The 24,125-nt window shown below is 68.4% G+C and carries 22 protein-coding genes and 1 tRNA gene; 13 read left to right on the top strand and 10 right to left on the bottom strand.

Annotation, left to right across the window (positions count from 1 at the left end; genetic code table 11):
- Positions 1-47: 47 nt before the first annotated feature.
- From BKE09_RS17890 to BKE09_RS17850, 9 genes are all read right to left on the bottom strand, one after another.
- Entirely contained in the window at positions 48-1,022 is a 975-nt protein-coding gene (locus BKE09_RS17890) for an alpha/beta hydrolase (protein WP_170871773.1), read from the bottom strand.
- A gap of 109 nt (positions 1,023-1,131) precedes the next feature.
- Positions 1,132-1,208, bottom strand: a tRNA-Asn gene (locus BKE09_RS17885).
- Between the two features lie 22 nt (positions 1,209-1,230).
- Positions 1,231-1,701 (bottom strand): 23S rRNA (pseudouridine(1915)-N(3))-methyltransferase RlmH, encoded by a 471-nt coding sequence (gene rlmH / locus BKE09_RS17880; protein ID WP_075677018.1) that lies wholly within the window; start codon positions 1,699-1,701, stop codon positions 1,231-1,233.
- 66 nt (positions 1,702-1,767) lie between these two features.
- Complete coding sequence (gene rsfS / locus BKE09_RS17875; RefSeq protein WP_005418109.1) at positions 1,768-2,178, bottom strand: ribosome silencing factor; 411 nt, start codon at positions 2,176-2,178, stop codon at positions 1,768-1,770.
- 58 nt (positions 2,179-2,236) lie between these two features.
- Positions 2,237-2,902, bottom strand: coding sequence for a nicotinate-nucleotide adenylyltransferase (nadD, locus tag BKE09_RS17870; protein ID WP_014647945.1), 666 nt, complete (start codon positions 2,900-2,902; stop codon positions 2,237-2,239).
- 3 nt (positions 2,903-2,905) lie between these two features.
- Positions 2,906-3,943 (bottom strand): DNA polymerase III subunit delta, encoded by a 1,038-nt coding sequence (holA, locus tag BKE09_RS17865; RefSeq protein ID WP_032961944.1) that lies wholly within the window; start codon positions 3,941-3,943, stop codon positions 2,906-2,908.
- A gap of 12 nt (positions 3,944-3,955) precedes the next feature.
- Positions 3,956-4,540 (bottom strand): LPS assembly lipoprotein LptE, encoded by a 585-nt coding sequence (gene lptE, locus BKE09_RS17860; RefSeq protein WP_014038032.1) that lies wholly within the window; start codon positions 4,538-4,540, stop codon positions 3,956-3,958.
- Between the two features lie 137 nt (positions 4,541-4,677).
- A complete protein-coding gene (gene leuS / locus BKE09_RS17855; RefSeq protein WP_049447151.1) occupies positions 4,678-7,320 on the bottom strand; it encodes a leucine--tRNA ligase in 2,643 nt (880 codons plus the stop codon).
- Between the two features lie 105 nt (positions 7,321-7,425).
- Positions 7,426-8,025: a DUF998 domain-containing protein gene (locus BKE09_RS17850; protein WP_075677016.1), complete on the bottom strand. Its 600-nt coding sequence runs from the start codon at positions 8,023-8,025 to the stop codon at positions 7,426-7,428.
- Between the two features lie 351 nt (positions 8,026-8,376).
- On the opposite strand from BKE09_RS17850, the gene trxA reads away from it, so the two are divergent.
- The 5 genes from trxA to BKE09_RS17825 all read left to right on the top strand — a co-directional run bounded on the left by trxA (position 8,377) and on the right by BKE09_RS17825 (position 13,949).
- Positions 8,377-9,234: a thioredoxin gene (trxA, locus tag BKE09_RS17845; RefSeq protein WP_014038035.1), complete on the top strand. Its 858-nt coding sequence runs from the start codon at positions 8,377-8,379 to the stop codon at positions 9,232-9,234.
- A gap of 107 nt (positions 9,235-9,341) precedes the next feature.
- Positions 9,342-11,042, top strand: a complete 1,701-nt coding sequence (locus tag BKE09_RS17840; protein ID WP_075677014.1) for a FecR domain-containing protein — start codon at positions 9,342-9,344, stop codon at positions 11,040-11,042.
- Entirely contained in the window at positions 11,039-12,664 is a 1,626-nt protein-coding gene (locus tag BKE09_RS17835) for a CHASE2 domain-containing protein (RefSeq protein ID WP_075677012.1), read from the top strand. The genes BKE09_RS17840 and BKE09_RS17835 overlap by 4 nt, the downstream gene beginning before the upstream one ends.
- A gap of 68 nt (positions 12,665-12,732) precedes the next feature.
- Positions 12,733-13,185, top strand: a complete 453-nt coding sequence (locus BKE09_RS17830; protein WP_014038038.1) for a DUF4442 domain-containing protein — start codon at positions 12,733-12,735, stop codon at positions 13,183-13,185.
- A gap of 47 nt (positions 13,186-13,232) precedes the next feature.
- A complete protein-coding gene (locus BKE09_RS17825; RefSeq protein ID WP_075677010.1) occupies positions 13,233-13,949 on the top strand; it encodes a hypothetical protein in 717 nt (238 codons plus the stop codon).
- Positions 13,950-13,957: 8 nt separating this feature from the next.
- Here BKE09_RS17825 and BKE09_RS17820 read toward each other — a convergent pair whose 3' ends face one another.
- Complete coding sequence (locus tag BKE09_RS17820) at positions 13,958-15,274, bottom strand: hypothetical protein (protein ID WP_075677008.1); 1,317 nt, start codon at positions 15,272-15,274, stop codon at positions 13,958-13,960.
- 76 nt (positions 15,275-15,350) lie between these two features.
- On the opposite strand from BKE09_RS17820, the gene BKE09_RS17815 reads away from it, so the two are divergent.
- From BKE09_RS17815 to BKE09_RS17780, 8 genes are all read left to right on the top strand, one after another.
- Positions 15,351-16,034 (top strand): DUF502 domain-containing protein, encoded by a 684-nt coding sequence (locus BKE09_RS17815; RefSeq protein WP_014038041.1) that lies wholly within the window; start codon positions 15,351-15,353, stop codon positions 16,032-16,034.
- On the top strand, positions 16,031-16,816 hold the full coding sequence (locus BKE09_RS17810) for a queuosine precursor transporter (RefSeq protein ID WP_014038042.1): 786 nt from the start codon (positions 16,031-16,033) through the stop codon (positions 16,814-16,816). The genes BKE09_RS17815 and BKE09_RS17810 overlap by 4 nt, the downstream gene beginning before the upstream one ends.
- Positions 16,817-16,910: 94 nt before the next feature.
- Positions 16,911-18,851 (top strand): DUF885 family protein, encoded by a 1,941-nt coding sequence (locus BKE09_RS17805; protein WP_075677006.1) that lies wholly within the window; start codon positions 16,911-16,913, stop codon positions 18,849-18,851.
- Between the two features lie 16 nt (positions 18,852-18,867).
- Complete coding sequence (locus BKE09_RS17800; RefSeq protein WP_075677004.1) at positions 18,868-19,938, top strand: serine hydrolase domain-containing protein; 1,071 nt, start codon at positions 18,868-18,870, stop codon at positions 19,936-19,938.
- Positions 19,935-20,339 carry a VOC family protein gene (locus BKE09_RS17795; RefSeq protein WP_049447129.1) on the top strand — a complete coding sequence of 135 codons (405 nt, stop codon included), beginning with the start codon at positions 19,935-19,937 and terminating at the stop codon, positions 20,337-20,339. The genes BKE09_RS17800 and BKE09_RS17795 overlap by 4 nt, the downstream gene beginning before the upstream one ends.
- Positions 20,340-20,822: 483 nt before the next feature.
- On the top strand, positions 20,823-21,266 hold the full coding sequence (locus BKE09_RS17790) for a DUF2147 domain-containing protein (RefSeq protein ID WP_014038046.1): 444 nt from the start codon (positions 20,823-20,825) through the stop codon (positions 21,264-21,266).
- Positions 21,267-21,368: 102 nt separating this feature from the next.
- Positions 21,369-23,450 (top strand): methionine--tRNA ligase, encoded by a 2,082-nt coding sequence (gene metG / locus BKE09_RS17785; RefSeq protein ID WP_075677002.1) that lies wholly within the window; start codon positions 21,369-21,371, stop codon positions 23,448-23,450.
- Positions 23,451-23,528: 78 nt separating this feature from the next.
- Positions 23,529-24,119 carry an HAD family hydrolase gene (locus tag BKE09_RS17780; protein ID WP_075677000.1) on the top strand — a complete coding sequence of 197 codons (591 nt, stop codon included), beginning with the start codon at positions 23,529-23,531 and terminating at the stop codon, positions 24,117-24,119.
- The last annotated feature ends 6 nt before the right edge of the window (positions 24,120-24,125 follow it).

Raw genomic sequence — 24,125 nt, 5'->3', positions numbered from 1 at the left:
CCGAGCCCACGCTCGGCTTCACACAGGCAGCCGAGCATGGCTCGGCTCTACAACTGGCGTTCCGCCAGCATGCCGATATCCTGCATCCAGCGCTCGGCCAGCTGCGGCCACGCCGCGACCGGTGCATCCTTCATGCGCAGTCCGAATGCATGGCCGCCGCGTGCGAACAGGTGCATTTCCACCGGCACGCCCGCGTCGACCAGGGCACGGTAATAGGCCAGTGATTCGCGCACGTCGTCGGTGCGATCGTCGGTGGCCTGCGCGATGAACGTCGGCGGCACCTTGTCATCCACGGTGATGTCCCTGACCAGCGACAACCCCTTTCCGTGCCCCGCCCACAGGTGCCCGGAATACATCACCATCGCGAAATCTGGGCGGCTTGGCTGCTCATCCGCCGCGTCGACCGGCGCGTAGCTGCGCAGCGCGTGCGTGCTCAGTCCCGCCACCACGTGACCACCGGCGGAAAAGCCGATCACCCCGATCCGCTTCGGATTGATGGACCAGCGCCCGGCCTGTGCGCGCAGCAGGCCCATTGCACGCTGTGCATCCTGCAGGGCCATCGGCACCTTTGGAATGTCGCGGCAGTTGCACTCGGGGTCCCAGTTCGGGCCGGAGGCTGGCACCCGGTACTTCAGCAATGCACAGGTGATGCCCTGTGCGACCAGCCAGTCGCAGATCTCGCTGCCTTCCAGGTCCATCGCCAGCACCCGATAGCCTCCGCCAGGCACCACCATCACCGCGGTGCCGGTGGCCGGCCCCTTCGGCGGAAACACGGTGAGGGTCGGCACCGCGACGTTCTGCAGCATCATCCAGTGTTCGCCACTGGCTTCGGAGGTCACGTCGCTGACCTGCTCGGGGCCCTTCAACTTCGGCGGCGCGCTCACCGTGCCCTGCGGCCACAGTGGAAGCTCGGTCGTGCCCTGTGGCGGATGCCAGGTGGAAGGCGCGGCCTTCACTGTGGCAAACGGCACCATCGCAAGCAGCAGGGAACCCATGAGCAGGCGTGCGCGCACAATCAACATCCGTAGTCGATGACACTGCATTGTAGAGTCGAGCCATGCACGACTGCCGCAGCGCGACGCCACAAACGGCAAAAAAAAACCTGCATCTCGCGATGCAGGTTTTTCAAGGTGGCGCCCGAAGTTGGACTCGAACCAACGACCCCCTGATTAACAGTCAAGTGCTCTAACCGGCTGAGCTATTCGGGCAGACGACTAGTATAACCACTCTTCACGCGCGATGGTAGGGGTGATTGGCAATCATTGCGGCGGCCCGATACAACTGCTCGGCCACCACCAGGCGCACCAGCATGTGCGGCAGCGTCAGCGGTCCGATCGACCACTTCTCATCGGCCAGCGCGGACACCTCCGGCGAATGCCCTTCCGGGCCACCGATCAGGATCGCCAGGTCGCGGCCCTGCCCGCGCCAATGCTCCAGCCGCTGTGCCAGCTGTTCGGAACTCAGCTGCCGCCCCGGCACATCCAGTGCCACCACATAGGCGTTCTTCGGCAGCGCGGCGATGACCCGCTTGCCTTCATCTTCAGTGGCGCGGCGCGGATCACGCCCCTTGCCGCGCAGGCCGGGCTCGATTTCCACCAGCTCGAACGGCAGCCAGTGCGACAGCCGCTTCTGGTACTCGGCGAAGCCCTGCGCGACCCAGCTGGGTGCGCGTTCACCGGTGGCGATCAGGCGGGCTTTCATCTACACGGTCCTCCAAAACGTCGACGGCGCCATCGGCGCCGTCGAAGGGATGCATCAACGTGCGGCTCAGGCCACTTCGTCGTCGCTGGACGGCGGCTGGTCGCCAACGGTCCACAGGCGCTCGAGGGCGTAGAACTCACGCACGCGCGGCAGCATCACGTGGACGATCACGTCGCCCAGGTCGACCAGCACCCACTCGGCTTCGCGCTCGCCTTCAACACCCAGCGGCATCACGTCGATGTTCTTGGCGAAGCGCACGACTTCATCGGCGATCGACTTGACGTGGCGGGTCGAGGTGCCCGAAACGACGATCATGTAGTCGGCAACGCTGGACCGGCCGCGCACGTCGATCTCGACCAGGTCCTTGGCCTTCAGGTCTTCGGTGGCTTGGCGGACGCTGGCCAGCAGTTCCGGCACGGACGGCGGCGGGCTGGGCAGATCGACCTTGATGGTCTGGGGCTGGGTCTGGTTGCTCAAAGTGGATCGACTCGATAAACGTGGGGGCGATTATACGGGGATGGCGCGGCCGCGCCATTCACGCTGTGGCCGGGCGGTACAGCCCGTGTGCAGCGACGTAGTCCGCGACGGCCGGCGGCAGCAGGGCGCGCCAGGGGCCACCGGCGGCGATCTGCGAGCGCACGGCGCTGGCCGACTCCTCGCGCAGCGGGTGGTGCAGGCGCAGGATGCGCCCGGCCGGGCTGGCGAACAGGGCCTGCTCATTGTCGGCCCAGCGCCCCTGCAGGGCACGCCCCAGTTCGCCGTCGATCGACGCCTGCAACGGGCTGCCCGGCCGTTCGGCCACCACGAAGTGGGCCAGCCCGAACAGGGCCTCCCATTCGTGCCAGCCGGACAGGCCCAGCAGGCTGTCGGCGCCCACCAGCCAGGCCAGCGGCCGGCTCGGGCCGAGCTCGCCACGCAGCTCGCGCAGGGTATCGACGGTGTAGGACGGACGACCGGGATAGCGCGTGGCACGGTCCAGTTCACGGCGGTCCAGCAGCAGGCCCGGCTCGTCGCCGATGGCCAGCGACAACATGGTGCAGCGCTGCTCGGCGGTGGCGCCGGGCACCGCACGGTGCGGCGGATCGCCTGCCGGCAACATGCGCACGGCTACCTGCAGTTCGTCCCGGGCGGCCCGCGCGATTGCCAGGTGCCCCAGGTGCACCGGATCGAAGGTGCCCCCGTAATAGATCCGCAGGCTCATCGCTCAGGCCCGCGCCAGCAGGCGCACGGCACGCGGTTCGGCCACGGCCACCAGCAGGCGCTCCAGCGCCAGCCAGGCATCGCCGTCGGCCCGCCCCTTGGCGATGCGGTCGACCAGACCGGCTTCGGCCACGAAGCGTTCCCAGCGCTTGCCTTCCGGGTGCCGCTGCAGCGCGCGCTTGTAGGGCGCCTGCCGCGATTCCCAGATACCACGCGATTTCATTTCGGCGGCCAGGTTGCCGCCACGGGCCTGTACCCGGGCCAGGCCGGCACCGGCCAGCAGTTCACGGATCACGATCGGCATCAGTGCGGCCACCGCTTCGCCCTCGCCGCGCAGGCCAGCCAGCATGCGCAGCACGGCCGGTGGCTGGCCGGAGAACGTCGCCTCCACCAGCCGGAACACGTCGTAGCGGGCAGCATCAGCCACCAGCGATTCCATCCGCTCCACATCCAGCGGCTGGCCATCGGCCAACAGCGCCAGCTTGTCGATTTCCTGGGCGGCGGCCAGCAGGTTGCCCTCCACCCGCTCGGCCAGGCGCTGCACGGCGGCCGGGTCGGCACGCAGGCCCTTGCCGCGCAGGCGGCGCTCGATCCAGTCCGGCAGTTCGTGCGGCTTGATCGCCCAGGCCACCGACAGCACGCCGATGCGGCTGACCGCCTCGGCCCACTTGCCCTGATGGGCCTTGCTCCATTCATTGGCGGTGATCATCAGCACCACGTCCGGCGCCGGATTGGCGCAGAACTGGCTGATCACCTCGGCGCCGTCCTTGCCAGGCTTGCCGCTGGGCAGGCGCACCTCGACCAGGCGGCGGGCGCTGAACAGGCTGGGCGCATTGAAGCTGGCGTCGAGCTGGTTCCAGTCGAAATCTCGCCCGTCGGCGTCGAACACTTCGCGTTCGCCGATGCCCGAGGCGCGCGCGCGCGCGCGGACGGCATCCGCCGCCTCCAGCACGCGCAGCGTTTCCGGGCCTGCGATCAGGTACACCGGCGCCAACGGGGTGTCAGCGCCCTGGCTTGCCAGCTGCTCCGGACGCAGTTCCATCGTCGCTGCCGCTCAGTGCTTGACGGCGGCGGCCGGCGCGGCCGGCACCGCACCCTCGATCGGCTTGGCCTTCGGCGCGGACAGGCTGCCTCCCTTCTCGATCTCGGCGCGGACCACGCTGTCGATACGGCGGATGATCGAGGCGGACATTTCCCGGCGCAGCTCCGTGGCCAGGATTTCGCGTTCGGTGGTGGTACCGGTGGCGTCGGTCGGCGGCGACACATAGTCGCGCGACAGTTCGATCACCTGCTGAGGCACCAGTTCGCTGCCATCCTCGCGGCGGAAGATGAAGATCACGGCGTAGCGCAGGCTGTATTCCTGTGCACGGCCCTGCGAGTCGATGGCGATCGGCAGGTCACCCCAGCGCTCGGACAGCACCTGCAGCTGGGCGCTGGGTTCCTTGCTGTCCTCATCGGCCAGCTTGGCACCGGAGGCCAGCAGGCTGCGGTTGAGCAGCTTGACCAGTTCACTGTACGGGGCGGTGGAGACCACCTTCACCGGGGCGGTGTCGGTCGGCAGCATCAGCTTGTTGCGCAGATGGAAACCGCAGCCGGCGAGGCCGAGGACAAGAACGAGGGCAAGCAGGATTCGGGTCATGGAGACAGTCTGGCGGAGCCGGGCGATCACGGCAACACACAGCGTGCCCGAAGCCGCGTGAATGCAGGGCCATCAGGCACCCGGCCCTGCTTCTGGAAAGGCACCGGCCACCGCGCGGGTGACCGGTGCGGGGGACATCAGGCAGCGACGATGTTCACGATCTTGCCGGGGACGATGATGATCTTGCGCACCGTCAGGCCTTCCATGAACTTGGCCGCGTTGGGCTCGGCCAGGGCCAGCGCCTCGACCTGCTCGCGCGCGGCATCGGCCGCCACCTCGATGGTGCCACGCAGCTTGCCGTTGACCTGTACCGCCAGGGTCAGCGCATCGCGCACCAGCGCGCTGCTGTCGGCCTGCGGGAACGGCTGGTCTTCCAGCAGCGTCTCGCCATGGCCCAGTACCTGCCACAGGGCGTGGCTGGCATGCGGGGTGATCGGGTTGAGCAGCAGCACGATGGCCTGCAGCGCTTCCTGGCGCACCGCGCGGCCCTGCTCGCTGCCGTCCTCGAACTTGGCCAGCGCGTTCATCAGCTCCATCACCGCCGCGATCGCGGTGTTGAAGCTGTGGCGGCGGCCATAGTCGTCACCGACCTTGCCGATGGTTTCGTGGGTCTTGCGGCGCAGCGCCTTCTGGTTGGCATCCAGCACCGCGGCATCCAGTGCCGGGGCGGCACCGTCGGCGGCGTGCTTCTGCACCTGGGCCCACAGGCGACGCAGGAAGCGGGCCATGCCGTCCACGCCGGCCTCGTTCCACTCCAGCGACTGTTCCGGCGGCGCGGCGAACATCGAGAACAGGCGCACGGTGTCGGCGCCGTACTTGCCGACCATCGCCTGCGGGTCCACGCCATTGTTCTTCGACTTGGACATCTTCTCGGTGCCACCGACCACCACCGGCTGGCCGTCGGCGATCAGGGTGGCACCGGTGATGCGGCCGCGCTCGTCGCGCTGCACTTCCACATCGGCCGGGTTGATCCAGTCCTTCGAGCCGTCCGGGTTCGGGCGGTAATAGGTTTCGGCGATCACCATGCCCTGGCACAGCAGGTTGCGCGCCGGCTCGTTGCTGTCCACCATCCGCGCGTCGCGCAGCAGCTTGTGGTAGAAGCGGAAATACATCAGGTGCAGGATCGCGTGCTCGATGCCACCGATGTACTGGTCGACCGGCAGCCAGTAGTTGCCACGCTTGTCGACCGCATCACGGGCACCCGGCGAGGTGTAGCGGGCGTAGTACCAGCTCGACTCCATGAAGGTGTCGAAGGTGTCGGTCTCGCGCTCGGCCGCGCCGCCGCAGTCCGGGCAGGTGGTCTTGCGCCATTCCGGGTCGGTCTTGATCGGCGAGCCGGTACCGGCGAAGGCCACGTCTTCCGGCAGCACCACCGGCAGCTGTTCTTCCGGCACCGGCACCGCGCCGCACTTGGCGCAGTAGATCACCGGAATCGGGCAGCCCCAGTAGCGCTGGCGGCTCACGCCCCAGTCGCGCAGGCGGTAGTTGACGCGGCGCTGGCCCTGGGCCTTGCGCTCGAAACGTTCGGCCAGCGCTTCGAAAGCGCCCTGGAAATCCAGGCCGTCGAACTCGGCCGAATTCACCAGCTCGAAGGCACGGCTCTTGTCGCTGTACCAGTCCTGCCAGCGGCTGCCGTCCCAGCTGCGCTCCTCTTCGGTACGCGCATCCTTCAGGGCGATGACCTGCTTGATCGGCAGGCCGTACTTGTTGGCCACTTCATTGTCGCGCTGGTCATGGCCCGGAACGGCCATCACCGCGCCGGTGCCGTAGCCCATCAGCACGAAGTTGGCGACCCACACCGGCACCGGCTCGCCGGTGACCGGATGCAGCGCGCGCAGGCCGGTGTCCATGCCGCGCTTTTCCTGGGTTTCCAGTTCAGCCTCGGACACGCCGCCCTGCTTCAGGTCGGCCAGCATCGCCGCCAGTTCCGGGTTGTTCTTCGCCGCATGCAGCGCCAGCGGGTGCTCGGCGGCGATCGACACGAAGGTCACGCCCATCACCGTGTCCGGGCGGGTGGTGAACACGCGCAGCGGGTCCAGCGCACTGCCATCGACATCGCGCACGTCGAACTGGATCTCCAGGCCTTCGGAACGGCCGATCCAGTTGCGCTGCATGGTCTTGACCGATTCCGGCCAGCCCTCCAGCTCGTCCAGGCCGTCCAGCAGTTCCTGGGCGTAGTCGGTGATGCGCAGGAACCACTGCGGGATCTCACGCTTCTCCACCAGCGCGCCGGAACGCCAGCCGCGGCCGTCGATGACCTGCTCGTTGGCCAGCACGGTCTGGTCGACCGGGTCCCAGTTCACTACCGCGTTGCGGCGATAGGCCAGGCCCTTGCGCATCAGGCGGGTGAACATGCGCTGTTCGTGGACGTAATAGTCCGGACGGCAGGTGGCGAACTCGCGCGACCAGTCGATGGCGTAGCCCAGCGACTTCAGCTGGCTGCGCATGTGGTCGATGTTCTTGTAGGTCCACGCCGCCGGCGCGGTCTTGTTCTTGATCGCAGCGTTTTCCGCCGGCAGTCCGAACGCGTCCCAGCCCATCGGCTGCAGCACGTTGTGGCCGGTCATGCGCTTGTAGCGGCTGATCACGTCGCCGATCGTGTAGTTGCGCACGTGGCCCATGTGCAGCGCACCGGACGGGTACGGAAGCATCGACAGGCAGTAGTACTTCGGCTTGTCCGAAGTCTCGTCGACCTCGAAGGCACGGGTGGCGTCCCAGTACTGCTGGGCGGCGGATTCAACCTGCTGCGGGTCGTAGGCGTTGGTTTCAGCGCTGGTCATGGAACACGCGGATGCGGCGGCAAAGCGGTACAGCGTACCGCAGTGCGGCAAATGGCTCCAATCCTGCCTGCCGGACGCCGGCGCCGCGGCGCTCGGGGAGGCGTCTCAGCGCGGTCGCGACAGCGGCAGGGCCGCCGCCAGCCAGACCAGCCAGCAGGCGAAGGCGAGCCGTTGTGCCATCGGCGCCGGCAGCGTGCCCTGCAGGGCAAACGCCGCCAGCGCGGCCAGCACGCCGCAGCCCAGGGCCAATGCGCCCAGTGCCCGGCCATGCGCCTGGCGCAGATGGGACACGCCCAGCAGCACGGTGCCGGCGACGAAACCCAGCACCCAGATCATCCAGGCGCTGGCATGCAGCTGGCTGGCGGGCCCGTGCAGGTCGTCCACGTCCAGTGGCAGCAGCCCCATCGCGGCAAAGGCCAGACCGGCCAACAGCAGCATCTGGCTGCCGACCCGCGGCGCCCAGCCGGCGGTGGTGGGCAGGCCGCGACGCAGGCGCTCAGCCACCACTGCCGCCAGCAGGCCGGTCAGCACGAAACCCAGCAGATTGAAGGGCAGCGCATGCGGCACACCGCGCGCGCCCAGCAACGCCACCGGGTGGCGGGCCTGCGCATAACCCTCCAGGCCGGCACCGAAGCCGGCCACGGCCAGGACGAATACGACGGCCGCAAGCAGCCCCAACCAACGATCAAGCCGGACCACGGACATTACGCGCAATCACCCGGAAAGGAATGGATCACCGCATTGTCGCGGCAGCGACGCGATGCGCCAAGCATGACGCATTTCAGATCAATTCGATGTCCGCCCGCTGCGCCAACCGTGATGCTCGGGGCATGGCAGTTCCGCCATGCCGCAAGCGCGCCTCGGCGTCGAAGCCTGTCGCCTCCGGCCAGTGGGTGATCCACGAGCTGTACTGCGTGCCGCGCTCATAAGGCTGTCACGGCGGGCCTGCGGGCCCGCCAACACCACCTCGGGGGCGTACTCCGTGATGGCAGGGTTGAGACCGACATCGATCGTCACCATAGAATCGGTCTCCAGATGCCAAGCGATGCCTCCCCCATGACCGAGACGACCTACGTATTCGACGCCACCACTGCGACCTTCGAGGCCGAAGTCCTGCAGAAGTCGCTGCAGACGCCGGTGCTGGTCGACTTCTGGGCCACCTGGTGCGGGCCGTGCAAGACCCTGGGCCCGATGCTGGAAAAGCTGGCTGCCGAGTACAACGGTGCCTTCGAGCTGGCCAAGGTCGATGTCGACAAGGAACAGCAGATCGCTGCGGCCTTCCAGATCCGCTCGGTGCCCACCGTGTTCCTGGTCAAGGGCGGCCAGCTGGTGGACGGCTTCCCCGGTGCCATTCCGGAAGGCCAGCTGCGTGAGTTCCTGGCCCAGCACGGCATCGTGCCGGCCGATGTCGGCGATGCCGCCCCTGAAGATGACGCCCCGCTGGACCCGCAGGCGCAGGTCGACGTACTGCGCGCGCAGATCGCCGCCGAGCCGGACAAGGATGAGCTGAAGCTCGACCTCGCCCTGGCCCTGCTGCAGATCGGCGGCGTGGACGAGGCCGGCACCCTGATCGACGGCCTGCCGGCCAATCTGGCCACCGACGACCGCGCCGTGCGCGCCCGCGCCCGCCTGGCCTTCGCCGCCGCACTGAAGGATGCCCCGGCGGCCGAGGTGCTGGAAGCCCGCATCGCCGCTGATGGCAAGGATCTCAAGGCCCGCCACCTGCGCGGCGTGCAGCTGCTGCTTGGCGGCCATGACGAGGCCGCACTGGCGCAGTTCCTGGAAATGCTGCGGATCGACCGTGGATTCGAGGAAGGCCTGCCACGCAAAGCCTTGATCGACGCCTTCAATGTGATCTCCGACGAGGACCTGGTGGGCCAGTACCGCCGCAGGATGGCGTCGCTGCTGTTCTGAACGGGAGCCTGCTCCGTTCAGAATCCCTGCACTGAACGCGGGCAATAATGCGCGCGCTGGCGGCCTTGCGGTCGCCGCGATCCGTTCGGGGGGATGAGGTCGGGGCCATGGGGTCTTGCAGCTGCACCCCCGCATTGCCGGGATTGCAAACTGTGACCGTCGTCCGCTCTCTGTCGTTCGCCATGCGTTTAACGGGCGCCCTGCTCTGCGCCCTCTTCCTGCTGCCTGCCATCGCCGGCGCCCAGGACTGGAACTACCGGGTCCGGCCCGGCGATACCCTGTGGGACCTGGGTGGGCTGTACCTGAAACCCTCGGTACGCTGGCAGCAGCTGCAGCAGCACAACCGCATCGACAACCCCTACCAGTTGCCGCCGGGCCAGCTGCTGCGCTTCCCGATCAGCTGGCTGCGCACCGAACCGGCACCGGCCCGGGTGCTGTCCGTGCGCGGCAAGGTCGAGCTGTCCGGTGCCGATGGCACCGCGACCCGTGCGCTCCAGGCTGGTGAGCAGCTGCATATCGGTGACACCGTGGAAACCGAGGGCGATTCCAGCATCACCCTGGAATTCGCCGATGCCTCGCGGCTGCAGCTGCGCGAGTACTCGCGCCTGCGCCTGGACCAGCTGAGCCGCTACGGCCACACCGGCATGGTCGACACCCGCCTGCGCCTGCAGCAGGGGCGTGCCAGCAACCGGGTAACGCCGGCGCGCGGTCCGGCCTCGCGTTACATCATCGATGCGCCCACCGCGACCAGCAGCGTGCGCGGTACGGTGTTCCGGGTCAGCGCCGGGGATACCGGGCACGTCGGCGCCACCGAGGTCCTGCAGGGCAAGGTGCAGGTCGGCAACCCCCATGGCCAGCGCCTGGTCCGGCCGGGCCAGGCCACCCGCAGCAGCAGCGCCGATGCGGCCCCCGCCGCGGTCTCGGCCCTGCTGCCGGCGCCGGCGCTGCGCAATGACGCGCTGCGCCTGGCGCCGCTGCCGACCCTGCTTGCCTGGGAACCGGTCGCTGGCGCCGATCACTACCGGGTGGAAGTGGTGCAGGCGGCAACGCCGGAGATCCTGCTGTTCGCCGCCACCACCGCCGACACCCGGCTGGCGATCGGCGACCTGCCGCCCGGCCAGCTGCGCATCCTGTTGCGCGCGGTCGACGCACAGGGCGTCGAAGGCCTGGATGCGAGCGCCGATTTCGAACTCAGCGACCAGCCACCGCCGCCGCTGACCGTATCGCCGCTGCATGGGCAGACGATCAACAGCGACCGCCCGCGGTTCCGCTGGAGCCAGGCCCCCGGTGCGCGCAGCAGCGTGCTGCAGATCGCCGCCGAACCCGGCTTCCAGCAGCCATTGCAGGAGCAGGCCACCCATGCGACCGACCTGCGCCTGGCACAACCGCTGCCGCCCGGCCAGTACTACTGGCGCGTGGCCTCGCGCGACGCCGAAGGCCACCAGGGCCGCTACGGCCAGGCGCTGCCGCTGCAGCTGAGCAACGAGCCGGTGGACCCGGCCCTGCAACCGCCCGAGGCCGCGCACGGCGAGCTGACGCTGCGCTGGCAGGCCGGCAGCGAAGGCCAGCGCTACCGGGTGCAGGTGGATCGCCGCGGTGACTTCAAGGCGCCGCTGGTCGACGAGACCGTGGCCCAGCCGCAGGTGAGCTTCAAGCGCCCGTGGAGCGGCACCCTGCACGTACGCGTGCAGTACGTCGACGATGACGGCCACGCCGGCGATTTCTCCCCGGCCCAACAGATCCCGCTGCCATGCCGCCTGTGCTACGGCGCCGGTGGCGGTGCGCTGCTGCTCTGGCTGTTGTTGTGAGGCGTTCGCCGCTGCCATGGTCGAAGCGGATCTTGCTGGCCCTGCTTGCCGGCGTGCTGACCATCGTGGCCAGCCAGGGCCAATGGCTGTGGCGGCAGGACGAGGCGGCCTATGACGCGCTGGTCGGCAACTGGGACTACCGCCCCGACCCCAGCGTGCTGATCGTGGCCATCGACGAAGGCAGCCTGCAGCGTATCGGCCAGTGGCCCTGGCCGCGCTCGGTGCACGCCCGCCTGCTGGACCGCCTGACCGATGCCGGCGCCGAACGCGTTGCGCTGGACCTGATGCTGTCCGAACCCGACCGTCGCGACAGCCGCCAGGATGACGAGCTGGCGGCGGCGATCCGACGCAATGGCCGGGTGGTGCTGCCGGTACTGGCGGCACCGGCGGCCGGCGACCGCATGGCCGAGGAAATGCTGCCGATCCCGCAGATCGCCGCCAGTGCCGCCGCGATCGGCCACACCGATGTCGAGGTGGATGGCGACGGCGTCGCCCGCGGCGTCTATCTGCACGCCGGCATCGGCCAACCGCATTGGCCGGCACTGGGCCTGGCACTGGCCGACCTGCCTGCGGGTGCGGTACGCGGCCTGCCCGACCCCGACCCGGCGCTGGGCTCGCCCTATCAATGGCGTCGCGACGATTACGTACGCGTGCGCTACGCCGGCCCGCCCGAGCGGTTGCCGCAGGTGTCCTATGCGGACGTGCTCGATGGCCACGTGGACATGGCGATGCTGCATGGCCGCCGCATCGTGGTCGGCATGACGGCGAGCGGCATCGCCCCTCGCCTGCTGACCCCGACCACCCGCGAATTCTGGATGAGCGGCAGCGAATACCAGGCCAACATCACCTCGATGCTGCTGCAGCACAAGCAGATCGATGTGCTGCCGCACGCGTGGCAGCACGCCATCAGCGGCGTGCTGGTGGCGCTGTGCGTGATCCTGCTCGGCCTGCGCCTGCCCTGGCTGGCCGCGCTGTGTTCATTGCCGATGCCACCGCTGCTGAGCTGGCTGCTGCTGCGCACGGGAGACCTGTGGTGGGCACCGGCCAGCGCAATGCTGGGCGTGGTGCTGGCACTGCTGGTCTGGGCGGTGTGGCGGATCTCCGCCTGGCACCGCCTGGCCAACCGCGATGCCCTCACCGGCCTGGGCAACCGCCTGCGCTTCGAGCAGTCACTGCAGCAGGAATGCGATGCCGCGCGGCGCAGTGGCAAGCCATTGAGCCTGGCGCTGATCGACGTCGACCACTTCAAGCGCCACAACGACCGCCATGGCCACCAGGTCGGTGACCGCGTGCTGCGTGATGTCGCCCGCCTGATCGGCGCGCATGCCCGTCGCCCGCGCGACATGGCGGCGCGCTACGGTGGCGACGAATTCGCACTGGTGCTGCCGGATACGCCGGCCGAGGGCGCGCGCCGGGTGATCGAGGACCTGATTGCCTGCGTGCGTGCACTGCCGGCGCCGGGCGATGGCAGCGATGACGGCGTCACGCTCACCATCGGTGTATTCACCCGCGTGCCCGACGGTGACCTGCAACCGCACCATTTCGTGGAGGGCGCCGACACCGCCCTGTACCAGGCCAAGGCCAACGGCCGCGACGGGTACATGATCGACGGCGGGACGTGAACCCCCGGGGTGCAACATACGCATGCGAATGGTTAGACTGGGCACCTCGCCTCGCGCCCCGGACCCGCATGAACGCCCGCCTGTTCCGCTTCGGCATCAACCTCTGGCCGCCGTTCCTGTTCACCGGCATCCACGTCACCCGGATCACGCCCGATTACCGGCAGATCGACGTGGCACTGCGGATGCGGCCCTGGAACCGCAACTACGTGGGCACGCATTTCGGCGGCAGCCTGTTCGCGATGACCGATCCGTTCTGGATGCTGGGCCTGCTGCACATCCTGGGCCGTGACTACTACGTGTGGGACCGGGCCGGCGCGATCGATTTCCTCAAGCCTGGCCGGGGCACGGTGCGCACCTCGTTCCGCATCGACGATGCATTGCTGGATGAACTGCGTGCCGAAGCGGCTGGCGGTGAGAAGGTGCTGCGCTGGTTCAGCAACGATGTCGTCGACGAAAGCGGCGAGGTGGTCGCCCAGGTACGCAAGCAGGTCTACCTGCGGTTGAAGCCGCACGCACGCTGATCCAGCACGCGGGCGCTATCCTCTGCCTCCCTGCCATGGAGGCTCCGATGCGCCCGTATGCACTTGCCACACTGCTGACCACCCTGTCCTTCAGCGCCCACGCCCTCGACCTGCCACCGGTGCGGTATCCGACGCTGCCAGCCCAGGCGGCCACTGCCGCCGGTTTCGTACCCCAGGGCTGGACACTTGAATCGAGTGTCGAAGGCGATCTCGACCAGGATGGCCGCGCGGACCTGGTGCTGGTGCTGCGCCAGCAGGAGCCACGCAACGTCATCGAGCACGATGGCTTCGGCCCCTCGCCGTACGACAGCAACCCGCGCATTCTCGCCGTGGCGTGGTCGCGCCCCTCCGGCTATGTGCTGGCGGTGCAGGACCACCAGCTGATACCGCGCCCGGACAATCCGGTGATGAGCGACCCGCTCGAAGACGGCAACGTCAGCATCCAGCGCGGCACCCTGAAGGTCGCGCTGTTCTCATTCGCCAGCGTGGGAAGCTGGTCAATGGGCACGACCGCCTTCACCTTCCGCTGGCAGGACGATGCCTTTGTGCTGATCGGCTACGACCAGAACTCGGTGATGCGCAATTCCGGGCAGACCGAATCGGTGAGCGTGAACTTCTCCACCCGCAAGGTAAAGCGGAGCGAAGGCAGCATCGAGGACGACAAGGACAGCGTGCGCTGGGAGCCCCTGCACAGCCGTCGCCGCTGGACACTGCAGACCATCGGTGATGGTTGGGCATTCGATCCGCTGGCGGGCAGCGACTGAGCCGCAGATCAGTCGCGCGCAGCAGCGCCCGGGGCGTTCTCCATCACCAGCGGCACCGACAGCCATGGGCTCTCGTCGGTGCTGCGCGACGGTGAACGCCGCGGCACCTGGAGGCGGCGACCATCGGCCGACAGCTGCGGTGCCCGCACCGGCGAGCGGAACTGGGCAGGCAGGCGCTGCAACGCATCCACCGGCTCCTCCGCCTGCTGCCGCAGCCAGCGCTGCGCGCCGATCAGCCGCACCATCGCGGCGGCATCCTGGGTCCGTGACGAATAGGCGGGATAGACCGGGCGGGCGATATCGGTCAGCACGCACCCCATGATGTTCGACAGGCAGCCGAAGTCATGCTGCGGCGGTGCCGGAACCGGCAGCGGGCGATCCGCCTCCAGCGCGGCCATCGCCGCCGAGCCGCAGGCCCAGCCCAGATTGCCCGCCGCACGCGCCAGGGTGCTGCTGCGATCGAGTACCAGCACCCCGCCGAATTCCTGCGCCGAGGTTTCGATCGCGGCCCGGCTCATCGCGTACTCACCCTGCATCGCACGGCACAGGCTCTGATCGGCAGCCAGCATCGGCTGCATAACCTGCTCGCATTCCGCTGGCAGCGGATGGTCGGCCGGCAGCTCGACCAGCATGTCGGCCAGCAGCTGGGCATTGGCCTGCACCAGGCTGGCACCGATGATGCTCTCCACCAGGTAACTGCCGCCCGTCACCAGCCGGCGGCCCAGTTGCAGCCCACGGCAACTGCCACGCAGGGCGCCATCGATATCGCCCTGCACATAGGCCAGCGCGCGCGCGCTGGTGGCATCAATCATCAGGCCATAGGTCGGCAGCGGCACCAGGATGCCATCGCCCTTGGGCCGGAACGGCGATGCGAAGTGGTCCGCATCGGCCAGCTGGTCCAGGCGCGCATGCAGCTGCTGGTGGCCAGCGTGGGCATCAATGAAGCGCTGCGGATCGGCGCGCACCTGGCCCAGGCAGTCGCTGGCGGTCGGTCCGCAGCTGGCCGCCGGCCGCGATCGCAGCTCGTCGTGGTCCTCCGCCAGCTGCGGTCCGGCGCCGCCATTGCCGCGCGGATCCGCCTCCCAACGCTGTACATCCGCGGCCAACGCCTGTTCGCGCTGGCGTGTGTCGAGATCGTCGAACGCGAGCGTCCACAGCAGCGCGAAGCCGTTGTGGCCGTGGACGGGCAGGCGTGCCTCCAGCCGCTGCTGGGCCTGCAGCCGCGATTCCGGCACCGGCCACATGCGCGAGGCGCACCACACCACGATGGCCAGCACCAGCAGGCCTGACAGGGTCCAACCCAGTCCGCGCAGAATCTTCAACACAGCTTCCCTTCCATGTGCCGTTGCCGCAGTCGATTCCCCAGCGTAATCGACCGGCCGTGACCGCTACAATGCGCACATGTCGCTCGAAGCCCCCGCCCTGGTCCCCCGCCCCTCCCTGCAGCGCCTGTTCCTGACCGGCCTGCTCACCCTGCTGCCGATCTGGCTGACCTGGGTCGTGGTCAAGTTCGTGTTCGTGCTGCTGTCGGGCATTTCCAGCCCGTTGGTGGTGCCGCTTTCCGAGCAGATCGCGACAAGCTTTCCGCACTACCTCGGCTGGGTCCGTGCCGAGTGGATCCAGGACACCATCGCCCTGCTGGCCACCCTGCTGGTGATCCTGGCGGTGGGCGTGGCCAGCCGCCGCGTGCTCGGCCAGCGCCTGCTGCGCTGGGTGGGCGCGGTCATCAAGCGCATTCCGCTGGCCAGCATCATCTACGACAGCGCCAAGAAGCTGCTGGACATGCTGCAGACCGAACCGGGCAGCACCCAGCGCGTGGTGCTGATCGACTTCCCGCACCGCGACATGAAGTCGGTCGGGCTGGTCACCCGCGTGATCAAGGAACACGGCACCGACCGTGAACTGGCCGCGGTGTACGTGCCAACCACGCCGAACCCGACGTCGGGCTACCTGGAAATCGTGCCGGTGGAGCTGCTGACCCCGACCGACTGGACCGTCGACCAGGCCATGAGCTTCATCATTTCCGGCGGCGCCGTCGCGCCGTCCAGCGTTCCGTTCACGCGCGCCGGCGATCGCAGCGAATGACCGCGGCGCCGATCGAGCGCCCGCTGCAGGACCGCGCGGTCCTGCTGTTCATCGTGCTGGCCGCGTTCTTCTGCGGCAACGCGGTGCTGGCCGAACTGATCGGGGTGAAGATCTTCGCGCTGGAAGACACGCTCGGCATCGATCCGTTGAACTGGAACCTGTTCGGCCAGACCGGCTCGCTCAGCTTCACCGCCGGCACCCTGCTGTGGCCGGTGGTGTTCATCATGACCGACACCATCAACGAGTTTTTCGGCAAGCGCGGCGTGCGCTTCATCTCGTGGCTGGCCGTGGTGCTGATCGCCTATGGCTTCCTGTTCGCCTTCGCGGCGATCTCGCTGGCACCGGCCAGCTGGTGGGTCACCTCGATGGACGGCCACGGCGTGCCGGACTACCAGGCGGCATTCGCAGCGGTGTTCGGCCAAGGCATGTGGACCATCGCCGGTTCGCTGGTGGCCTTCCTGCTCGGCCAGCTGATCGACGTGGCGGTGTTCCATCGCATCCGCCAGGCCACCGGCGAGCGCCACGTGTGGCTACGTGCGACCGGGTCCACCGCGATCTCGCAGGTGGTGGACAGCTTCGTGGTGATCTGGATTGCCTTCGTGCTCGGACCGCAGCACTGGCCGACCTCGCTGTTCCTGGCCGTCAGCAGCGTCAACTACATCTACAAGATGGGCTTTGCGATTGCCTTGATTCCGCTGCTGTACCTGATGCGGCGTGCGATCACCCGCTATCTGGGCGCAGACAGGGCCGCTGCGTTGCGCGCTGCGGCGGCGGCTGACTGAAGCCCCAGCGACGGTAAGCTGACTGCGCCTTCACGCTGGCCGTACGCGGCCGGATCGTGCAAGCTCCACGGTCTGTGTTCCACGGAAGCTCCTGATGCCGCATCCCACCCGCGCCCTGGCCGCCGCCATCGCCGCGTTGTTCCTGTTCAGTGCCGTGCCGTCGGCCGAAGCAGCGAAGAAGAAGGCCAGCCGCCCTGCCGCCGCGCAGACCCGCCAGGCTGCCAAGCCCAAGGCCAAGCCCGCCCGCGCCACCGCGCCGGCACGTGGCAGCTCGGCACGCCGCGCCGCGCCGCGCCCGGTCGCGCCGGCCCGTGCCGTACCCAAGCAGGTACAGCTGGAGCGCCTGTACGACGAATACTGGGATGCCTCGATGCGGTTGAACCCGCTGCAGGCCACCTTCCAGGGCGAACCCCGCTACAACGACCAGCTGCCCAACATCCTGTCCGCCGCCTGGCGCCAGCAGTCGCACGACTTCACCACGCAATGGCTGGGCAAGGTCGAGAAGCTCGGCAGTGACGGCCTGCAGGGCCAGGACCTGCTCAGCTACGAGATCTTCGTGCGCGACGCACGCGCCTCGCTGGCCGCCGAGCGCTACCCGAGCTGGATGATGCCGATCAGCCAGTACTACAACATCGGCAGCATCATGGCGATTCTCGGTGCCGGTGCCGGCGCGCAGCCGTTCAACACCGTGCAGGACTACGACACCTGGTCGCGCCGTTCGCTGGGCATTCCCGAGCTGTTCGACCAGGCCATCGACAACATGCGCCAGGGCATGAAGGCCGGCGTGGTACAGCCGCGCGACCTGATGGAAAAAGTGCTGCCGCAGCTGGATGCAGTGATCAAGCCGACCGCCGAGGAAAGCATTTTCTGGTCGCCGATCCGTACCATGCCGAACACCATCCCGGCTGAGGACAAGGCGCGCATCAGCGCCGAGTACAAGCGCATGATCGAACTGCGCATCATGCCGGCCTACCGCGCCCTGCGCGGCTTCATCGCCACCGAATACCTTCCCGCCACGCGCGCCAGCAGCGGCCTGGGCGCACTGCCCGATGGCCAGGCCTGGTACGCCAACCTGATCGTGCAGACCACCGCCAGCGACCAGACCGCCGCACAGCTGCACGCGCTGGGAGAACAACGCGTGCAGGAACTGCAGGCCCAGATCGCCACGGTGATGAAGGATGCCAAGCTGCGCGGCACCCCCACCAAGCTGCTGCGCAGCATGCGCAACGACCGCCAGTTCCAGTACGGCGATGCCAACGCGCTGATCAACCGTTACCGCCAGGTGCAGCAGCAGGTCAACGCACGCCTGCCGCAGGTGCTGGATACGATGCCGAAGGCGCCGCTGGACGTACGCGCGGTGGAACCGGAGCGCGCACTGACCGCCGCTGCCGCGGCCTACCAGCCGGCACTGCCCGGGCAATCCGCGGTGCTGTACGTGAACACCCGCGACCTGCCCAGCCGCAAGCGCTGGAACGTGCCGGTGCAGTACCTGCATGAAGCGATCCCCGGCCACCACGTGCAGCTGGGCCTACAGCAGGAGCTGGCCAAGCTGCCGCGCTTCCGCCGCCTCGGTGGCGATCTCGCCTTCGTCGAAGGCTGGGGCCTGTACGCCGAGACGCTGGGCGAGGACCTTGGCGTCTACACCGATCCCTACGACCGCATCGGCTACCTGTACTCGCGCCTGCTGCGCGCCGCCCGCGTGGTGGCCGATACCGGCGTGAACGCCCAGGGCTGGAGCAAGCAGCAGGCTGTCACCTACCTGCAGAAGACCGTGGACATGAGCAGCGACGATGCCAACGCCGAAGTCGAGCGGATCATGGCCCAGCCCGGTCAGGCGCTGTCCAACGTGGCCGGTCTGACCACCATCGTGGCCCTGCGCGACAAGGCCAAGGCGCGCCAGGGCGCCGCCTTCGACGTGCGCCGCTTCCACGCCGAACTGCTGAAGGACGGCTCGATGCCGCTGGACGTGCTGGACCGCAAGATGGAACGCTGGATGGCCCAGCCGGCCAGCGCCACGCCCGCCCCGTCACCCTGACCCTTCCGGAGCCGCCATGCGTCCTGCCGTCGCCCTGTTCGCCATCGTGCTGGGCCTGCTGCCGCTGGCCACCTCCGCCGCTCCGGTGCTGACCCCACCGGATGCGGGCATCGACGGCCTGATGCAGGCCTACGACGGTCAGGTGCCCGGCGCCGCCGTACTGGTGCTGCATGACGGAAAGCCGGTATTCCGCCGCGGCTATGGCCTGGCGGTGGTCGAGGACGGCACCGCGGTCACCGCGGCCAGCAACTTCCGGCTGGCCTCGGTCAGCAAGCAGTTCACCGCTGCGGCGGTGCTGCTGCTGGTGGAAGATGGCCGGCTCGGGCTAGATCAACCTGCCCGGCAATGGCTGCCCGAACTGCCACCGGCTGCCGCCGCCATCACCATCCGCCAGCTGCTCTCGCACACCGGTGGCCTGCTCGACTACGAAGACCTGATGGACCCGGCCGACAGCCGCCAGGTGCACGACGCCGATGTCCTGATCCTGCTGTCGCGACAGGACCGGCTGAACTTCGCGCCCGGCACGCAGTACCACTACAGCAACAGCGGCTACGCGCTGCTGGCACTGATCGTCGGCCGCGCCTCCGGCCAGGATTTCGCAGCCTTCCTGCAGCAGCGCATCTTCCGCCCACTGGGCATGGCCCACACCGTGGCCCACCAGGACGGCGTCGATACCATCGCCGCACGCGCCTATGGCTACAGCTGGATCGATGGCCGTTGGCAACGCACCGACCAGAGCACCACCAGCGCCGTGCTCGGCGATGGCGGCATCTATTCCTCGCTGGACGACCTGGCCCGCTGGGATGCGGCGCTGTACGACGACCGCCTGCTCTCGAAGGCCTCGCGCCGCGCGATGTTCAGCCCGGCCACGGCAACACCCGAACCGGACGTGCCGCACTACGGCTTCGGCTGGCGCCTGAATGGCCCGGTGCAATGGCACAGCGGCGAGAGCATCGGCTTCCGCAACGTGATCGTGCGCCACCCGGAGAAGCACCTGACCGTGATCGTGCTGACCAACCGCAACGACCCCGAACCCTATCCGCTGGCGCTGAAGATCGCCCAGCGCTGGCTGGACACCTTGCAATGACCCGCGATGCCGACGCCCTGCTGGGCATCCACCACGCCGCACTGATCTGCAGCGACTACGCACGCTCGAAGGACTTCTACGTGCGCATCCTCGGCCTGCGCGTGCTGGCCGAGAACCACCGCAGCGCGCGCGATTCCTGGAAGCTGGACCTGGCCCTGCCCGACGGCGGGCAGCTGGAACTGTTCTCCTTCCCCTCCCCGCCGCCCCGGCCCAGCCGCCCGGAAGCCCAGGGCCTGCGCCACCTCGCGTTCCGCGTGGCCGCGCTGGAGCCATTCATCCAGCGCCTGGCCGCGCATGGCGTGGCGTGCGAACCGATCCGCGTGGACGAATACACCGGCCGCCGCTTCACCTTCTTCGCCGACCCCGACGACCTGCCGCTGGAGCTGTACGAGGTCGGTTGACGCCCCCGTGGGTCAGATCCCTTTTCCGTCGGAAAAGGGATCTGACCCAATCGCCGTCACCGGAAACGCCATCCACGCATGGCGTGGATCTACCGTGTCGACCGAGGTCGACACCTACCCACAGCACACGGAACCTGTCGAAGGCGGGGTGGGTCCGGTTGCGGGGGTGTCCGCGGCATGGATGCCGCGGCCAAGCCCCCAGGGGTGAGGGCGCTTTGCTTGCGAAGCACTGCTTCGCGAGCGCCCGAACGCACAGCCGCCAGCGGCTGGGCCGGTCTGGGGGTTCACGGCGTCCCCCGCAACCGGACCCACCCCGCCATCCCACGGAATCCCGCCGTTGCCGTTGAGGTTGCCGGCCAGCGGCCGGCACTACCGCGGGTGCAGGGCGCAGCCCTGCAAAGCCCCTCTTCCCCATACCCCGCCGAATGGGTATACAGTCGACCCATGCCGGCAGCGTGCCGGAATGAACCCTGGGAGGGGACCATGCGCAACACCTTCAAGACCCTGCTGCTGGCACTGCCGCTGTGCCTGGCCGCCCTGTCGGCCCAGGCCGCCGACGGCGCCGCCGGCCGCTGGAAGACCATCGACGACAAGACCGGCAAGGTGAAGTCGATCGTCGAGATCACCGAGGCCGCCAACGGCACGCTGACCGGCAAAGTGGTCGACATCCTGCACTCGGACAAGGGCCCGAACCCGGTCTGCGATGGATGTGAAGGCGCCAACAAGAACAAGCCGGTGAAGGGCATGACCATCCTCTGGAACCTGAAGGCCGACGGCGCCAACAAGTGGTCCGGCGGCACCATCCTCGACCCGGCCAACGGCAAGACCTACAAGTCGAAGATGGAGCTGCAGCCGGGTGGCACCAAGCTGGACGTATCCGGCTGCATCGCCTTCATCTGCCGCGCGCAGACCTGGCAGCGCGAATAAGCGCCCCGGCCCCCGCGTCATCCCCGTGACCCGGCCCCGGCCGGGTCACGTCGTTGCGGGCATGCGATACTCTGCGGTTCCCCTCGGCTTCACCCCGCGACCATGACCCGTACCGCGCTCGTCACCACCGCCCTGCCCTACGCCAACGGCCCGCTGCATCTGGGCCACCTGGTCGGCTACATCCAGGCTGACATCTGGGTGCGTGCGCGGCGAATGAGCGGCGGCAAGGCCTGGTTCGTCTGCGCCGACGACACCCACGGCACGCCGATCATGCTGGCTGCGGAAAAGGCCGGGGTCACCCCGGAAACCTTCATCGCCAACATCCAGGCCAGCCACGAACGTGACTTCGCCGCCTTCGGCGTGGCCTTCGACCATTACGACTCGACCAACTCGGCGGCCAACCAGGCGCTGACCGAGCAGTTCTACCTGAAGCTGGAAGCGGCCGGCCACATCAGCCGCCGTTCGGTGGCGCAGTTCTACGACCCGGCCAAGGGCATGTTCCTGCCCGACCGCTACGTCAAGGGCATCTGCCCGAACTGCGGCAGCCCCGACCAGTACGGCGACAACTGCGAAGTCTGCGGCGCCACCTATGCGCCGACCGACCTGAAGGAGCCGCGTTCGGTCATCTCCGGTGCCACGCCGGAAATGCGCGATTCGGAGCACTTCTTCTTCGAGGTGGGCCACTTCGATGCGTTCCTGCGCGAATGGCTGGCCGGCGATGTCGCCCTGCCGGGCGTGAAGGCCAAGCTCGGTGAGTGGCTCAATGCCGAAGGTGGCCTGCGCGCGTGGGACATCTCGCGCGATGCGCCGTACTTCGGCTTCCAGATTCCCGGCCAGCCGGGCAAGTACTTCTACGTCTGGCTGGATGCGCCGATCGGCTACCTGTCCAGCTTCCAGACCCTGTGCGGCAAGCTCGGCGAAGACTTCGAAGCGCACCTGCGTGCCGGCACCAGCACCGAGCTGCACCACTTCATCGGCAAGGACATCGTCAACTTCCACGGCCTGTTCTGGCCGGCGGTGCTGCACGGTACCGGCCACCGCGCGCCGACCCGCCTGCACGTCAACGGCTACCTGACCGTGGACGGCGCCAAGATGAGCAAGTCGCGTGGCACCTTCGTGATGGCCCGTACCTTCCTCGATGCCGGCCTGGAGCCGGAAGCGCTGCGCTATTACTACGCCGCCAAGTCCGGCGGCGGCGTCGACGATCTCGACCTGAACCTGGGTGATTTCATCGCCCGTGTGAACGCCGATCTGGTCGGCAAGTTCGTCAACCTGGCCAGCCGCTGCGCCGGCTTCATCAGCAAGCGCTTCGACGGCCTGCTGGCCGCGCAGCTGCCCGATGCGGCGCAGTACCAGCGCTTCGTCGATGGCCTGGCGCCCATCCGTGAAGCCTACGAGCGCAATGACCCGGCCGCGGCGATCCGCCTGACCATGACCCTGGCTGACGAAGCCAACCGCTACATCGACGACGTCAAGCCGTGGGTCATCGCCAAGCAGGAAGGTGCCGACGCACAGCTGCAGGCCGTATGCAGCCAGGGCCTGAACCTGTTCCGTGTGCTGGTCACCGCACTGAAGCCGGTGCTGCCGGCCACCGCCGCGCAGGCCGAGGCCTTCCTGACGGCGCCGGTGAACGACTGGACCGACCTGGCGCAGCCGCTGCTGGGCCACCGCATCACCGACTACACCCCGCTGTTCACCCGTATCGACCCGAAGAAGATTGACGCCATGATCGACGCCTCCAAGGACACCCTGCAGCCGGCCGCCGCTGCCGCCCCCGCCGCCAAGACCGACGCCGCCAAACCGGCTGCACCGGCCCCGGCCAAGGACGACGCAAAGAGCGCCGATGCGCCGGCCTACATCGGCATCGACGATTTCGCCAAGCTCGACCTGCGCATCGGCAAGGTGCTGGCGTGCGAGTTCGTGGAAGGCTCGGACAAGCTGCTGCGCTTCGAGCTGGACGCCGGCGAACTGGGCAAGCGCCAGATCTTCTCCGGCATCCGTGGCAGCTACGGCGAGCCGGAAGCCCTGGTCGGCCGCAGCGTGGTGTTCATCGCCAACCTGGCCCCGCGCAAGATGCGCTTCGGCCTGAGCGAAGGCATGATCCTGTCGGCCGGTTTCGACGGCGGCGCGCTGGCGCTGCTGGACGCCGACAGCGGCGCACAGCCGGGCATGCCGGTCCGCTGATGCCCGCAGCGGGCGCGGTTATCCCCGCGCCCGCCGGCAGCACCGGCCACCGGAGGCAACGCGATGGGAAGCAACGGAATGGAACTGGCGCTGTTCGACTTCGACCACACCGTGACCACCTGCGATACCTATGGCCGTTTCCTGCGCCGCGTGGCCACGGCCGAACAGCTGGCGCAGGCGTGGTGGAAGGTCGGCCCGTGGCTGGCCGCATACAAGCTGAAACTGATCTCGGCCGAACGCATCCGTGCACGCGTCACCCGCCTGACCTTCAGCGACCGCCACAGCGATGACATCACCACGCTGGCGGCCGGCTTCTCGCGTGAGTTCCTGCCCGAGGTTGTGCGCCCGGAAATGCTGGAACAGATCCGCTGGCACAAGGAACAGCAGCACACCGTGGTGATCGTGTCCGGCTCGCTGGACCTGTACCTGCGGCCGTGGTGCGAGCAGCTGGGCCTGCAGCTGATCTGCAACCGGCTGGAAAGCCAGGACGGCCGCCTGACCGGTCGTTATGCCGGCGGCGACTGCGGCCCGCGCAAGGTCGAGCACATCCGCCGCCAGTTCGATCTGTCGCGCTACGTACGCATCCATGCCTACGGTGACAGTTCAGAAGACAAGCCGATGCTGGCGCTGGCGCACGAGCGCTGGTTCCGTGGCAAACCCCTGAAGTAATCCCAA

Source organism: Stenotrophomonas sp. TD3 (assembly GCF_001939825.1).
In the GTDB taxonomy this organism is placed as follows: domain Bacteria; phylum Pseudomonadota; class Gammaproteobacteria; order Xanthomonadales; family Xanthomonadaceae; genus Stenotrophomonas.
This window is presented reverse-complemented; position numbering and strand designations above follow the sequence as displayed.